This is a genomic window from Niveispirillum sp. SYP-B3756 (genome assembly GCF_009495745.1).
In the GTDB taxonomy this organism is placed as follows: Bacteria; Pseudomonadota; Alphaproteobacteria; order Azospirillales; family Azospirillaceae; genus Niveispirillum.
In genome coordinates this window covers 25,218-39,852 of sequence record NZ_WIDQ01000015.1, presented here as the reverse complement: position 1 = coordinate 39,852, position 14,635 = coordinate 25,218, and the positions used below count along the sequence as shown (strand labels likewise).

Below are 14,635 nucleotides of genomic sequence, written 5' to 3'. Positions count from 1 at the left end.
ACCGGCTTTGATGCGCCGGGTTATCCGGGGGGAGGCGACACTGCTCGCGCGTATTTTCAGCCATCTGGCCAATGGCGTCCTGCTCTATGCCATCTTCTATGCGCTGGTCTGGCTGTTGATGCTGAAGGCCGGCGCCTTGATGAGTGTTGCCTGGGGGGATGGTGTGCCCGATCTGGTGGATGGCGCGCTGGTGCCGTTCCTGATGAGCGCACTGGCCGCCTTCCTGGCCCATGCCGGCCTGCGGCTGACGCTGAAACGGCTGCGGCTGCGCCTGTCGACCCCAGAATCAACCGCCAGTTCGGTGTTTCTGGGCGTGCTGACGCTGCTGGCCTTCACCGGGGTGATGGGTGAAATTTTTGAGACCCCGGATTCGGTCTGGTGGTCACCACTCTGCGTTATCGTTGGGGCATGGGTGGGGGCGGCGATCCGCCGCCGCCTGCCCCTTTGAATCCGCTTCACAGGTTCCAGGCATCATGAGCAAGGCCATCGCCATATTCGATTTCGACGGCACGCTGATTGCCGGCGACAGCCTGCTGCCCTTCCTGGAACGGGTGGTGGGCAAGCGCAAGGCGCGCTTTGCCATGGTGCGGTCGCTGCGCGCCGCCGTGATGCGGGCCAGCCGGGGCAAAGGCGGGGATATCCGCACCCAGGTGAAGGCCGGCCTGCTGGCCCGCACCCTGAAGGGCGTGCCGGCGGAAAAGGCCCAGCAAGCCGCCGACGATCTGGCCGGCTGGCTGCGCTGGCACCCGCCGACGCTGAACGCCCTGCGCCGCCATGCCGACAAGGGCCACCGGGTGATTGTCGCCACCGGGGCGCTGGCGCTCTACATGCCGCGCCTGCTGGCCGATCTGCCGGTGGATGGGCTGATGGCGACGGAGATGGAATCGGTCGATGGGGTGCTGACCGGCCATATGCAGGGCGGCAATTGCGTGCGCGATGAAAAGGCCCGCCGGGTGGCGGAATTGCTGGAAAGCGACGGCCCCTTCACCACCACCTATGGCTATGGCAACCGCCCCTCCGACCTGCCCTTCCTGGCGCTGATGCAACATCCGACCATCGTGCCGACGGTGGGAAGGCGCGGAAAGCCGAAACCCGGAACCGACGATGCCGAATAGCCGCAGGCATCCCGCGACCGTTTCAGCCATGGAACTGTTATAAACCACGGCTTGCACCCGCCAACGGGCGGTTTATATGATAATCTGGAATCATTCCAAGGACGAAGCCTGACCGTGAACCGCCGCAGCGCCCCCCTGTCTCGCCGCCATCTGCTGGCCCTTGCCGGGGCCGCCGGCCTGTTGCCGACCTCGGCAAGGGCGGCGGGCGGCAAGCCCGGTCTGCTGGCCACCACGGGGCAAGTGGCGGAATTGCTGCGCGCCGTGGCGGGCGATACGGCGGATATCTCCAGCCTGATGGGCGAAGGCATCGACCCGCATTCCTATAAGCTGACGCGCAGCGACACCGTGGCGATGATGCGCGCCGATGCCGTATTCCCAAGCGGGCTGTTCCTGGAAGGCAAGATGACGGAGACGCTGGACAAGCTGGCGGCGGGCGGCAAGCCCGTCCACCCCGCTGCCAGCGCATTGCCCGCCAGCCTGCTGCTGCACCCGGAAGGGGCGGAGGGCCATCCCGATCCGCATGTCTGGATGGATGTGTCGCTGTGGAAACGGGCGCTGGAAGGGGTGCGTGACAAGCTGATCAGCCTCTACCCTGCCAATACCGAAACCTATCGCAGCCGTACCGCCCTTGCGGCGGCAGAATATGATCGGCTGCACGCCTATGCGCGCGATGTGCTGGCCACCGTGCCCGCTGAACGGCGGGTGCTGGTGACGGCGCATGACGCCTTCTCCTATCTCGGCCGTGCCTACGGGCTGACGGTGGTGGGCATCCAGGGCATCAGCACCGAGTCAGAGGCCGGGCTGCAGCGCATCGAGTCCGTGGTGACCATGCTGGCATCACGGAGAATCCCGGCGGTATTCGTGGAAAGCAGCGTCTCGGACCGCAATGTCCAGGCCCTGGTGCAGGGGGCGGCCGCCAAGGGGCACAAGGTGGTCATTGGCGGTCAGCTTTATTCCGATGCCATGGGGCCTGCCGGCAGCTATGAAGGCACCTATATCGGCATGATCGACCATAATGTCACGCTGATGGCCCGCGCCCTGGGCGGGTCGCCGCCGGCAGGCGGCTTCCAGGGCCGGCTGGCCTTGGCACAACCGGAACGGTGAGGGCCATGCTGCAACGGCTGCGCACCCGCAATTTCATCCCCCCCGCCGATGCCGGCGTCAGCCCGCTGTCCGTCAGCGGGCTTTCCGTCGCCTATCACCGACAACTGGCCCTGCATGATGTCAACTGGACCGCCCCCACCGGCGGGCTGGTGGCGGTGGTCGGCCCCAACGGGGCCGGCAAATCCACGTTTCTGAAGGCGGTGCTGGGGCTGGTAACGCCGCTTGCCGGCACTGTGGAGGTCTATGGCCGCCCCCTGGCGCAGCAGCGCGGGTTGATCGGCTATGTGCCGCAGCGGGAAAGCGTGGATTGGGATTTCCCCGTCAATGCGCTGGATGTGGTGACCATGGGCCGCTACGGCATGATCGGCTGGGGCCGGCGCATCACCGGGGCGCATAAGCGCGCCGGGATGGAAGCCTTGGACCGGGTAGGTATGGCCGATTATGCCCGCCGGCAGATCGGCCAGCTTTCCGGCGGCCAGCAGCAGCGCGTGTTCCTGGCCCGCGCGCTGGCCCAGGAAGCGCGGCTTTATTTCATGGATGAACCGCTGGCCGGCGTGGACGCCGCCACCGAACAGACCATCCTGGCTGTGCTGCGGGAGTTGGAGGCGGAGGGACGCACGGTCATCTGTGTGCATCATGATCTGCAGACGGTGGCCGCCACCTTCGACCATGTGCTGATGCTGAACCGCACCCTTGTCGCCACCGGGCCGGTGGCGGACACCCTGACGGATGCCAACCTGCGCCTGGCCTATGGCCAGCGGGCATCCGGCCTGTCGCTGCTGTCATGATGGAAGCATTGCCCACCGCCGGCATGGGCCATAACACCGCCATGGTGCTGGCGGGCACCACGGCGCTGGGCATCGCCGCCGGCACGGTGGGCTGTTTCATGGTGCTGCGCCGCCGCGCCCTGGTCAGCGATGCCTTGAGCCACGCCACCCTGCCCGGCATCGTCATCGCCTTTCTGGTCGGGCTGGCGCTGGGGGTGGAGGGGCGGTCGCTGCCCCTGCTGCTGCTGGGGGCCGCACTCAGCGGCGCGCTGGCCGTGGCTTGCATCCAGGCCATCACCCGCTGGACCCGCCTGCCGGAAGATGCCGCCATCGGGGCGGTGCTGTCCTGTTTCTTCGGGCTGGGGGTGGTGCTGCTGTCGGTGGTGCAGGCTCTGCCGGCCGCCAATGCGGCGGGGCTGAAGGGCTTCATCTTCGGCCAGACCGCCGCCATGCGCAGCGGGGAAGCGGCGACGCTGGCCGTGCTGGCCCTGGTGGCGCTGGCTGGCGTTGCCCTGTTTTTCAAGGAATTGCGCCTGCTGGCCTTTGATGAAGGCTTTGCCCGCGCCGCCGGCTGGCCGACCGGCCGGTTCGACCTCGGCTTGATGGCACTGGTCACGCTGGTGACGGTGGCCGGGTTGCAGACGGTGGGGCTGGTGCTGATCATCGCCCTGTTGATCACGCCCGCCGCCGCCGCAAGGTTCTGGACCGACCGGCTAGGTCTGATGCTGCTGGTGGCCGGGCTGATCGGCGGGCTGTCCGGCGGCATCGGCGCCCTGCTCTCCGCCCGGTTCCAGAACCTGCCGGCGGGGGCCATCATCGTGCTGGTCGCCTCCTGCTTCTTCATGGCCAGCCTGTTTTTCGCCCCGGCGCGCGGGTTGCTGGCCCGCACGCTGCGCCGCGCCCGGCTGCGCGCCTCCCTGGGGGCGGCGCTTTGACCCTGCCGGATAGCCAAACCTTTCTGTCGGTCGACCTGCCGGCCCTGCTGGCGGCCCTGTTCGCCTGTCTTTCCTGTGCGCTGGTGGGCAATTTCCTGGTGCTGCGGCGGCAAAGCCTGATGGGCGATGCGATCAGCCATGCCGTGCTGCCCGGCATCGTCGCCGGCTTTCTGGTGGCTGGCACGCGCGACACGCTGCCCATGCTGACCGGCGCCCTGGTGGCCGCCGTCACCGCCGGCCTGTTGATCGAGCTGGTGCGCCGCCTGGGCAAGGTGGAGGCAGGGGCCGCCATGGGCGTGGTCTTCACCAGCCTGTTCGCGCTGGGCGTCATCCTGATCGAACAGGGGCCGGCGCGGCAGGTCGATCTGGATGCCGATTGTGTGCTGTACGGCCAGTTGGAAGGCATCCTCTGGTTCGGGCCTGCCGGCTGGTCCAGCCTGCTGGACCCCGGCACCTGGGCCAGCCTGCCGCGACAGGTGGTGCAACTGGCGGCCGTCTTTGCCCTCTGTCTGGCCATCGTGCTGATTTTCCTGAAGGAACTGACGCTGGTGAGTTTCGACCCGGCGCTGGCCGACACGCTGGGCCTGCGCTCTGCCCTGGTGCAGCATGGCATCGTGGCGCTGGCAGCCCTGTGTGCGATTGCGGCGTTTGAGGCGGTGGGGTCGATCCTGGTCATCGCCATGCTGATCTGCCCAGCCGCCACCGCGCGCCTGCTCTGCGACCGGATGCCGGCGCAGATTGCCCTGTCATTGGTGGCAGGGGCCATGGCCGCCATTGGCGGCTATGCGCTGGGGGCTTTCGGGCCGGCTTTGGTCGGGTTTGACCATTCGGTGGGGGCGGCGGGCAGCATTGCCACGCTTTCCGGCCTGATCCTGGCCGTCGCCATCCTGTTCGCCCCGCGCTATGGCGTGCTGGCCCGCCGCCGGCTGGCGCAGGTGAAACAACCGCTGGCCGTGGGTTAACCCCTGTCCGCATCAGATCAGGAGCGGCCCGATGCGCGAACAGGATCAGAAGCTGGCCCATCAAGCCACCGACTTAGGGCAGGCGCTGGCGGCGGGCGTGGAAGAGCCGCTTTACGACGCCGCCCTGTGGCGGCAATGCGAGCAATCGCTGGAACAGATGCGGGATGCGCTGGCTGCGGGGGCCGACCCAGCCCCGGTGACCCAGATGCTGGCGGCATTGCCCCCGCCGGAGAATCGTCGGGCGCAGACCCTGGCGCTGCTGCTGCGCGCCAACCTGTTGCAGGACGGGGCCGCCACGACACAGGCGCTGGACTGCGCCGCCGCCGATCTGGCCAGCGCCAGCCCGCAGCACAGCCTGGCGCAAGCGGATTATCTGCTGCGCGCCGTGGTTTTCGGCTGCTGGTCCAACCGGTTGCCCGTGGCCGATCCGGCCGCGCATGACATGGCGCTGCGGCGGCTCTGGCGGGCGATCATGGCCCGCTACCGGGCGGAAACGCCCGTGCCGCCGCCCCTGCCCCGTGCGGAACGGGAACGCGATCTGGTGCTGGTCATTACCGGTCAGTTCATGCAGGGGATGCACCAGCCCTCGCTGGATATCCTGGATTTCCTGTCAACGCTGGTGCTGCGGCTGGGCCGTCGGGTGGCCCTGATCAACACGGCGGACGGGCCGGTCAGCACCCATTTGCCCTTCCTGGGCGGCATGGTCGGTTCGGCGGACGCGGCATTGCAGGGCCAGGACAGTCTGTCAGTGAACCGGCTGCCCGTGCCCTTCCTGCATCTGCCGCCCGGCTTCACCAGCCCCACGCAGGCCGCCGCAACCCTGGCCCATATCCGCGCCCTGCGCCCGGATATGGTGCTGGCCTTCGGCACCATGAACCCAGTGGCCGATCTCTGCCGTGATCTGCTGGATGTCGTCGCCATCCCGTTTGGCAGTTACATGCCCCTGGCCGAGCCGGGCTTTCTGGCCCTGCCCCGGCCCCTGACACCGGCCGACGGGCCGGCGCTGACCTTGGGCGGGCTGACGCCGGACAAGGTGATTCCCATCCAGTACAGCTATGCCCCGCCGCCAACACAGCAGACGCGCTGCCGGGCGGATCTGGGCGTTCCGGCGGATGCCATCCTGACCCTGATCATCGGTCTGCGGCTGGCGCAGGAGGTGACACCGGCCTTCGCCGAAGCCCTGGATCAGGCCATCCAGCAGGAACCGCGCCTGTTCTTCCTGTTCGTCGGTCCGCTGGCGGATGACGATTGGGCTGTCCGCTTCCCGTCCCTGGCGGCACGGTCGCGCCTGCATGGCTATGACGAGGATGTGATGTCCATCCTGCCGCTGGCCGACCTCTATCTCAATCCCCCGCGCCTGGGCGGGGGCAGTTCGGCGGCCTTTGCGCTATCCTGCGCGGTGCCGGCCCATGGCCTGCCCACGGGCGATGTGGCCACGGTGATCGGCCCGGATTTCCATCTGTCCGATTACAGCGATTTTATCCCCCTGGCCCGCCGCTGGGCCGATGACCCGGCATGGCGGGAGGGGCAGCGGTTGAAAGCCAAGGCCCGTTTCAATGAAATCTCATCCAGGGAAACCATGTTGCGGTCGATTCTGGACGGGGTGAAGGCAAAACGGCGCCCGTAACCCATCCCGGTCAGTCCTGCGCCCGCCGGCGCTGGCAGCGCCGCCATTTCCGCTCCCCCCAGATGATCAGGCGGCAAACGGGCCTTTGCAAGGGCGGGATTTCAAATGCCAGCAGGGCAATCCCCAGCGGCAGCATCCACAGCCCCAGCACCGGCAGAAACCACAGGCAGCCGCCGGCAATCAACAGCAGCGCCATGGGGATGCGACGCCAGCGCCCGCCCGGACGGCGCAGCCACGCCAAGGGACGGGCGACCCAGCCCGGCAAACCCCGCTCGACCCTTGAAAAGCAGCGGTCCAGCCGGTCCTGTTCGGTATTCTGCGGCACGCTCGCTCCTGTCCAAAATAGGTGCCCAAAACGAAACCGCCCGGAACAGGTTTCTGTTCCGGGCGGCTCGAACACTTCATCAGCAGAGGCCGTAACGGCCTCAGAACCCTTAGTCGTTGCGCTGACCCATCAGGGACAGCAGCATCTGAAACAGGTTGATGAAGTTAAGATAGAGCGACAGCGCACCCATCACCGCCATCCGGCTATTGGCCTCATCACCATAGGAGGAGGCATAGCCTTCCTTGATGGCCTGGGTATCCCAGGCGGTCAGGCCAGTGAAGACGATGACACCGATGATGGAGATGGCGAACTGCAACGCCGAGGAACCGACGAAGATATTCACCAGACCGGCAATGACGATACCGATCAGGCCCATCATCATGAAGCTGCCCATCTTCGACAGGTCAGCCTTGGTGGTGTAACCCCACAGGCTGGTGCCGGCGAACATGGCAGCCGTGATAAAGAAGACCCGCGCGATGCTCTGCCCGGTAAAGACCAGGAAGACGCTCATCATCGACAGGCCCATCAGCACGCTGAAGACCATGAGCGAGGTACGCAGGGCTGAAGCCGACATCCGATCCGGCCGGAAGCCGAAGAAGATGAAGCCCAGCGGGGCCAGCATCACCACCCATTTCAGCGGCGTGCCATAGATCAACTGTACCAGGGCTGGAATCTGGGAGCCCACAAAAGCGGTCACACCCGTGATCGCCAACGCCAAGCACATGTAGTTATAGACGCGCAGCATGTGCGTGCGCAGACCAGCATCAAACTGCGCCTGGTCCATCGCGCGCCCAGTGGACGCATACGGATTATAGGGTCCGTTTACCATTGAAGTGTCCTCGACACGGGATGTTGGACATACGTGTCAATATATTGGGAGGGTACCCGCGCCGATCAATGGGTAATCGACACGATCAGGGCCGGAAGTCACCCCCCGGCCCTGATCATCAGGATGCGGCTTTATCGCTGGGCTGAGAGAAACGGCCGCCGATGCGGAACTTGTCCAGATATGTCGGCACAATCACCTCAATCGCCTTGGCCTCAATCCCCAGATCGGCCAGACCGGGCAGCGTGCCGCCGGCCACATTATCCACCTTCAGCAGTTCCACCTGATCGGCCGTCAGCGGCTTGCCCGGCAGAAGCTGCAGGAAGCTGCCCAGCAGGCTGGATAGGCCGAAGCCCAGCGAGATCATGCACTTGCCCGGACGGCCGATCTGGTTGACCGTGAACTGCATCAGTTCCTTGAAGCTGTAGCGGCGGGGGCCAGCCAGTTCATAGGTGCGGCCCTGGGCCCCCTCCCCTTCCACCGCCGCCAGCACGGCGTCGGCCACATCACCGACATAGACCGGCTGCATCAGGGTGCGGCCACCACCAATCAGCGGCAGGCAGGGCAGGCCGGCGCCCATGGCGGCGAAGCGGTTGAAGAACTGGTCATCCGGCCCGAACACCACCGACGGGCGCAGAATGGTGGCCTCCGGGAAGGCGGCCAGCACGGCCTTTTCCCCTTCGGCCTTGCTGCGGGCATAGCTGGAGTTGGAGCCGGCATCGGCCCCCAGGGCGGAGACCTGGACGAAGCGCTTGGCCCCGGCGGCCTTGGCAGCGCGGGCAATGCGGGCGGCGGCCTGATGCTGCACGGCATCAAAGCTGTTGCGGCCGCTGGGGGCCAGAATGCCGATCAGGTTCACCACCAGATCGGCACCGGCCACCGCCGTGGCCACCGACTGGTCATCATTGATGTCGATGGCGATCGGCAGCACCTGACCGACATCACCTGCGGAACGCAGATATGCCGCCTGCCCCGGATGGCGCGACGGCACCACCACACGGGCGCCGGTCTTGGCAAGGCGGCGGACGATGTAGCGGCCGATGAAGCCCGAGCCACCAAACACCACGGCGTTGCTGTACCGATTGCCCATCACACATTCTCCAACATTTAGGAAACGCGGCCAAGAAGGCCAAATAAGGGGGGTACGACGGGGATCTATTGGGATACCCCGCGCGCTCACCTGCTGGTTATAGCGCAAGGGCAGTCGAGTGTGAAAGCGTAGCCGCAGCAGCGCCCTGCCGCACTGCACGCAAAGGCCGGCGATAAAAAATGAAAATGCCTGTTGACAGGGGGCAGCGACCTCTCTAAAAGCCCCCTCCACGATGCGACGGCGGCCGCGATAAACGGCAGACGGCGCAGCGGAAAACGCCCAGATGGCGGAATTGGTAGACGCGCAGGTTTCAGGTACCTGTACCGCAAGGTGTGGAAGTTCGAGTCTTCTTCTGGGCACCATCCGCAGGTAACGCTCAACAGGCCGCCGGTTCTTCCGGCGGCCTGTTGCGTTTCCGGGCCCTGCCCGACGCCATCGGGAAAAATCATCACCCCCTGAAAATAGTTGTTGACGCCCACGGCGCCGACCATTAAAAGCCCCCTCCACGACGCGACGGCGGCCGGTTCATCCGGCAGGCGGCGCAGCGGGAAACGCCCAGATGGCGGAATTGGTAGACGCGCAGGTTTCAGGTACCTGTACCGCAAGGTGTGGAAGTTCGAGTCTTCTTCTGGGCACCATCCGCATGTAACGCTCAACAGGCCGCCGGTTCTTCCGGCGGCCTGTTGCGTTTCCGGGCCCTGCCCGACGCCTTCCGGGAAAAAACATCACCCCCTGAAAATAGCTGTTGACGCCCACAGCGTTGACCATTAAAAGCCCCCTCCACGACGCGACGGCGGCCGGCTCATCCGGCAGACGACGCAGCGGGAAACGCCCAGATGGCGGAATTGGTAGACGCGCAGGTTTCAGGTACCTGTACCGCAAGGTGTGGAAGTTCGAGTCTTCTTCTGGGCACCATCCGCATGTAACGCTCAACAGGCCGCCGGTTCTTCCGGCGGCCTGTTGCGTTTCCGGGCCTGGCTTTCACGCCCGCCTGTTGCTCATCCGACCCTTGCGGCATCGGCCCTTGTGGCGGGGCACGGCACAGCGGATAAATGATCCGCATTTCCGCATTCAATTCATGGCTCAGGAACAAGGGTCCGATGTCGATCGATCTTTATGATGGTGATTTGCCCGCCGGTCTGGATCTGGGCCCGGTGGTGGCCGTCGATACTGAAACCATGGGCCTGAACCCGATCCGCGACCGGCTCTGCCTGGTGCAATTGTCGGGCGGCGACGGCAATGCCCATCTGGTGCAGATCCGCCGGGGCCAGAAAAGCGCCCCCAATCTGGCCCGGCTGCTGTCGGATACCAACACGCTGAAGCTGTTCCATTTTGCCCGTTTCGATGTGGCGGTGCTGCGCCATGGGCTGGGCATTGTCTGCCAGCCGATCTATTGCACCAAGATCGTCTCCAAGCTGGTCCGCACCTCCACCGACCGGCATGGGCTGAAGGATCTGTGCAAGGAACTGACCGGGGTGGACCTGTCCAAGCAACAGCAATCCAGCGACTGGGGTGCGGATGAACTGAACGAGGAGCAGTTGAAATACGCGGCCTCCGACGTACTGTACCTGCACGCCATCAAGGAAAAACTGGATGCGCTGCTGGCACGCGAAGGCCGGCGCGAGTTGGCGCAGGCCTGCTTTGATTTCCTGCCCGCCCGTGGCCAGCTGGATCTGCTGGGCTGGGACGAGCCGGATATTTTCGCCCATTGATTTTGCCCAACAGATGGGATGGCAGGTCTGACCTGTGCGTCCCGTCACAGAATTGCCGTCAAGAACGGGCAAGACCTGGATCGGGTGTCGGTTTATTCCTGAGACGACGCCCGATCCGTTTTGCTGTGCCCGTCGTTCTTTCATCAATATCGAGTATTCCTGACACCCATGGCCACCCCTCCCCCCAGCCAAGCCGGCGCGATCCGGCCGCGCGAAGCCCAGCCGGGCCCCGGCCGGGGCGGCAATGGCACGCGCGATCCCTTCGCCCATACCCGCGTGGTGCGTACCGCCCGGGTGGCGTTGCCGGTGGTGGCGGGGCTGGTATTGCTGCTGATCGTGATCTGGCCGCTGTTCGGCGGTTCGGGTGATGGCAGCAAGGCAGGTCCGGATCAGGGTGATCTGGAAATGACCAAGGCCCGCTATCTGGGCACGGACACCACCGACCGCCCCTTCGAAATCCGCGCCGACCGAGTGACGCAGTTGGGCGATACCGGTTCGGAGGTCGACCTCAGCGCACCGGAAGCCGACATCACCCTGAAGGGTGGCGACTGGCTGTCCCTGGCCGCCGACAGCGGCCATTATGATCAGGACAAGAATGTGCTGACCCTGCAGGGCAAGGTCTCCATCTTCCATGGTGCCGGGTACGAATTCCGTACCAGCGAGGCGGCCCTGGATGTGGACAAGGGGCTCGCCTGGGGCAACAAGCCGGTGGAAGGCCAAGGCCCGCTGGGCATGGTGGAGGCCGGCGGCTTCCGCGTGCTGCAGGATGGTGATGTGCTGGTCTTCACCGGGGCCGCGCGCCTGCGTGCCATGGCGGCGGGTGGTGACAAGAACAAGCCGGAAGGAACGGCGCCATGAGCATGATGAACGACCCTTTCCGCCGCTGGCGCCGCCCGCTTGCCATTACCGCCATCGGTCTGGCCCTGGTGATCGGCCGTCCCGTGCCGGCACAGAGCCCATCGCTGGAAATGGGTGGGGAAAAGCCGATCGATGTGGTGGCCCCCGGCGGGTTTGAATTCCATGAGAAGGAAAATGTCGCCATCGCGCGCGGCGGTGCCACCGCCACCCAGGGCGACATGACCTTGAAGGCCCAGACCCTGGCCGCCTATTTCCGCAAGAATGCCCAGGGCACGAACGAGATTTACCGCCTGCTTGCCGAAGGAAATGTGGAACTGCATGGGCAGAGCCAGAGCGCCTATGGCACGCGCGGCATCTATGATCTGGACCGGTCCGTCGCCGTGCTGACGGGCGAAGGGCTGCGGCTGGTCACCGAGCAGGATACCGTCACCGCCACCGATTCCCTGGAATATTGGCGGTCAGAGAATCTGACGGTGGCGCGCGGCAATGCCGTGGCCATCCGGGAGAATAACCGGGTCCGCGCCGACCGTCTGGTCGGGCTGCTGACCACGGACAAGCAGGACAAACAGAGCCTGAGCCGGGTGGATGCCACCGGCAATGTCGTCATCACCACCCCGCAGGAGGTGGCGCGCGGCGACAAGGGCACCTATGACCTGGATACGGAAATGGCGCTGCTGACCGGCAATGTGAAGGTCACACGCGGCCAGAACCAGTTGAACGGCCCGGCCGCCCAGGTGGACCTGAAATCCGGCGTCAGCCGGATGTTGTCGCAGGTTCCGGGCGCGGCACCCGTACAAGGCAGTACGCAGCAGCCGACCGGCGATGGCCGCGTCCGGGGTCTTTTCATTCCGGACAGCCAGGGCCGGGGCGGTCAACCGCAGCAACCCGCCACCCCGCCGCCAGGCGGGCAGCAGACGCAACCCGGCCAAGGGAGCAAGAAGCCATGAGCCGTGCGAGCAAGCAGACCCAGACGACCACGCCCAATGGGGACGCCCCCAAGGGCCCGCATCTGGTGGCGGATAATGCCGGTCTGGTGGCCAGCAATATCGGCAAGTCCTACAAGGGCCGGCCGGTGCTGCGCGATATCAGCCTGTCGGTGCAGCGCGGGGAGGCCGTGGGCCTGCTGGGGCCCAACGGTGCCGGCAAGACCACCTGCTTTTACATCATCACCGGTCTGATCCTGCCCGATTACGGCAGCATCACCCTGGATGGGTTGGGCATGACCGACCTGCCCATGTATCGCCGCGCCCGCATGGGCATCGGCTATCTGCCGCAGGAAGCCAGCATTTTCCGTGGCCTGTCGGTGGAAGCCAATATCCGCGCCGTGCTGGAGGTGGTGGAGCCCGACCGCGATGCGCGCGAACAGCGGCTGGATGAGCTGCTGGCCGAATTCTCCATCACCCATCTGCGCCGCACCCCGGCGCTGGCCCTGTCGGGTGGCGAACGTCGCCGCGCCGAAATCGCCCGCGCCCTGGCCAGCAACCCGCATTTCATCCTGCTGGACGAGCCGTTTGCCGGCGTGGACCCGATTGCCGTGAATGATATCCGCGAACTGGTCAGCCACCTGCGCGAACGCGGCATCGGCGTGCTGATCACCGACCATAATGTGCGCGAAACGCTGGATATCGTCGACCGCGCCTATATCCTGCATGATGGCGTGGTGCTGATGGAAGGCAAGCCGTCAGAGATCGTCGCCCACAAGGATGTGCGCCGGGTTTATCTGGGTGAACGGTTCAGTTTGTGAGGGGGGGGGTATTTGCAGCCTGCCGCCTTCATGAAGCCGATTGATATCAGACATTAAGCTGCCCCCCCTGTCCAAACGTGCCTCCCCCGCGAAAGCGGGGGTCCAGGGCCACAGGGATAATGCGTCGGTGCCTTGGCCCCTGGACCCCCGCTTTCGCGGGGGAGGCAACAAGATGCTCATTCGTTGGCTTAGCCAACCAGTCCGCGCCTTCGCCGGTATTGCGGTAGAGGCCCCCCTCCCCCAGCCCGGACCGCGCGCTTGGAACATCACGTCGATATCACCGGCATCGCCATCGTCACCTCTGTGGCCCTGTTGTGCGGGCTGGTGCTGTCTCGGCTGAAACAGCCCTCCATCGTCGGTTATATCGTGGCCGGCATCGTGCTGGGGCCGGGCGGGTTCGGGCTGGTCAGCCAGTCGGACAGTATCCGTACCCTGGCAGAACTGGGCGTGCTGATGCTGCTGTTCCTGGTCGGCATGGAATTGTCGGTCAAGGCGTTCCAGGCCGTCTGGCGGGTGGCTTTGCTGGCCGTGGCGGGTCAGGTGGGCCTGTCGCTGGCCGTCACGGCGCTCGCCGGGTTGATCCTGGGCTGGCCGATGGAACGGTCCATCGTCTTCGGCTTCATCGTCGCCCTGTCCGGCACGGCGGTCGCCATCAAGATGCTGGACGATATTGGCGAGCTGAAAACGGAGACGGGCCGCGTCACCGTGGGTGTGCTGATCGCCCAGGATCTGGCCTTCGTGCCGCTGCTGCTGATCACCAATGGCATGGGCAGCGGGGCCGGGCTGGATATCGCCATCTTCCTGAAACTGGGGGCCGCCGTGGCGGCCCTGGGTGGGTTGGTCTGGTTCCTGTCGCGGCGGGAACGGCTGATCGTGCCCTATGGCGCCTGGTTCCGCCGCAACCATGATGTGGTGCCACTGGCAGCCCTGGCGCTCTGCTTCACCATGGCGGCGCTGACCGGCCTGCTGGGCCTGTCCACCGCGTTCGGGGCCTTCATGGCCGGCTTTGCCCTGGGCAATTCCGACGGGCGCACCCTGGCCCTGCGCGCCACCCACCCGATTCAGTCGGTGCTGGTGGTGGTGTTCTTCCTGTCCATCGGACTGCTGATCGACCTGCGCTATGTCTGGGACCATCTGGGGGAAGTGCTGCTGCTGCTGTTCGTGGTGACGCTGGTGAAGACAGCCATCAATGTCGGCACCCTGCATTTCTTGGGCGAACCCTGGGAGCGAGCCTTCCCCGCCGGGGTGATCATGGGATCGCTGGGGGAATTCAGCTTCGTGCTGGCCGCCGCCGGCCTGTCCATCGCTGCCATTGATCCGCAGGGCTATCAGTTGGCCGTGACGGTGATTGCGCTGTCCTGGCTGGCCAGCCCGCTCTGGCTGGACGCCGCCAAGCGCTTTCACGGGCTGGCGGCCGGTACGGTGGTGTCGCTGCGGCCCGCCTTGGGGCAGATTTACAGCGGTGAGATTGCGGTGCTGAACCGCTTCTTCGCCATCACGCTTCATGCAGCAAGCGCCGCCGTGGACACCATCCGCCGCCTAACCAAACGCGACGAAAAGCCTTGATTCT

General features: G+C 65.6%; 15 protein-coding genes and 3 tRNA genes. 15 read left to right on the top strand and 3 right to left on the bottom strand.

Annotation, left to right across the window (positions count from 1 at the left end; translation table 11 throughout):
* Positions 1–10: 10 nt before the first annotated feature.
* The 7 genes from GE253_RS20805 to GE253_RS20775 all read left to right on the top strand — a co-directional run bounded on the left by GE253_RS20805 (position 11) and on the right by GE253_RS20775 (position 6,510).
* Positions 11–448, top strand: coding sequence for a hypothetical protein (locus tag GE253_RS20805; protein WP_153206069.1), 438 nt, complete (start codon positions 11–13; stop codon positions 446–448).
* Between the two features lie 25 nt (positions 449–473).
* Complete coding sequence (locus GE253_RS20800) at positions 474–1,115, top strand: HAD-IB family hydrolase (protein WP_153206068.1); 642 nt, start codon at positions 474–476, stop codon at positions 1,113–1,115.
* Positions 1,116–1,229: 114 nt separating this feature from the next.
* Entirely contained in the window at positions 1,230–2,219 is a 990-nt protein-coding gene (locus GE253_RS20795; RefSeq protein WP_348770919.1) for a zinc ABC transporter substrate-binding protein, read from the top strand.
* Positions 2,220–2,224: 5 nt separating this feature from the next.
* Positions 2,225–3,007, top strand: a complete 783-nt coding sequence (locus GE253_RS20790) for an ABC transporter ATP-binding protein (protein ID WP_153206067.1) — start codon at positions 2,225–2,227, stop codon at positions 3,005–3,007.
* The gene (locus tag GE253_RS20785) at positions 3,004–3,921 is read left to right on the top strand and encodes a metal ABC transporter permease (protein ID WP_153206066.1); all 918 of its coding nucleotides are present in this window, start codon (positions 3,004–3,006) and stop codon (positions 3,919–3,921) included. Before GE253_RS20790 ends, GE253_RS20785 begins: the two co-directional genes overlap by 4 nt.
* On the top strand, positions 3,918–4,883 hold the full coding sequence (locus tag GE253_RS20780; RefSeq protein WP_153206065.1) for a metal ABC transporter permease: 966 nt from the start codon (positions 3,918–3,920) through the stop codon (positions 4,881–4,883). Before GE253_RS20785 ends, GE253_RS20780 begins: the two co-directional genes overlap by 4 nt.
* A gap of 31 nt (positions 4,884–4,914) precedes the next feature.
* Complete coding sequence (locus GE253_RS20775) at positions 4,915–6,510, top strand: hypothetical protein (protein WP_153206064.1); 1,596 nt, start codon at positions 4,915–4,917, stop codon at positions 6,508–6,510.
* Positions 6,511–6,520: 10 nt separating this feature from the next.
* Here the strand turns inward: GE253_RS20775 and GE253_RS20770 are convergent, their stop codons facing one another.
* The 3 genes from GE253_RS20770 to GE253_RS20760 form a co-directional block, all read right to left on the bottom strand.
* Positions 6,521–6,835, bottom strand: a complete 315-nt coding sequence (locus tag GE253_RS20770) for a hypothetical protein (RefSeq protein WP_348770918.1) — start codon at positions 6,833–6,835, stop codon at positions 6,521–6,523.
* Positions 6,836–6,944: 109 nt separating this feature from the next.
* Positions 6,945–7,619, bottom strand: coding sequence for a Bax inhibitor-1/YccA family protein (locus tag GE253_RS20765; protein WP_247878785.1), 675 nt, complete (start codon positions 7,617–7,619; stop codon positions 6,945–6,947).
* 163 nt (positions 7,620–7,782) lie between these two features.
* Entirely contained in the window at positions 7,783–8,751 is a 969-nt protein-coding gene (locus tag GE253_RS20760; protein WP_153206062.1) for a complex I NDUFA9 subunit family protein, read from the bottom strand.
* Positions 8,752–9,028: 277 nt separating this feature from the next.
* Here GE253_RS20760 and GE253_RS20755 point away from each other — a divergent pair.
* The 8 genes from GE253_RS20755 to GE253_RS20720 all read left to right on the top strand — a co-directional run bounded on the left by GE253_RS20755 (position 9,029) and on the right by GE253_RS20720 (position 14,631).
* Positions 9,029–9,113, top strand: a tRNA-Leu gene (locus tag GE253_RS20755).
* Positions 9,114–9,304: 191 nt separating this feature from the next.
* Positions 9,305–9,389, top strand: a tRNA-Leu gene (locus tag GE253_RS20750).
* Positions 9,390–9,581: 192 nt separating this feature from the next.
* Positions 9,582–9,666 (top strand) — tRNA-Leu (locus tag GE253_RS20745).
* Positions 9,667–9,851: 185 nt separating this feature from the next.
* On the top strand, positions 9,852–10,463 hold the full coding sequence (locus GE253_RS20740) for a ribonuclease H-like domain-containing protein (RefSeq protein ID WP_153206061.1): 612 nt from the start codon (positions 9,852–9,854) through the stop codon (positions 10,461–10,463).
* A 168-nt stretch (positions 10,464–10,631) separates the two neighbouring features.
* Positions 10,632–11,321, top strand: coding sequence for an LPS export ABC transporter periplasmic protein LptC (lptC, locus tag GE253_RS20735; protein WP_153206060.1), 690 nt, complete (start codon positions 10,632–10,634; stop codon positions 11,319–11,321).
* The gene (locus GE253_RS20730) at positions 11,318–12,268 is read left to right on the top strand and encodes an LptA/OstA family protein (RefSeq protein WP_153206059.1); all 951 of its coding nucleotides are present in this window, start codon (positions 11,318–11,320) and stop codon (positions 12,266–12,268) included. The genes lptC and GE253_RS20730 overlap by 4 nt, the downstream gene beginning before the upstream one ends.
* Positions 12,265–13,065, top strand: coding sequence for an LPS export ABC transporter ATP-binding protein (lptB, locus tag GE253_RS20725; RefSeq protein ID WP_153206058.1), 801 nt, complete (start codon positions 12,265–12,267; stop codon positions 13,063–13,065). The genes GE253_RS20730 and lptB overlap by 4 nt, the downstream gene beginning before the upstream one ends.
* Before the next feature lie 258 nt (positions 13,066–13,323).
* Positions 13,324–14,631 (top strand): cation:proton antiporter, encoded by a 1,308-nt coding sequence (locus tag GE253_RS20720; RefSeq protein WP_153206057.1) that lies wholly within the window; start codon positions 13,324–13,326, stop codon positions 14,629–14,631.
* Positions 14,632–14,635 lie beyond the last annotated feature (4 nt).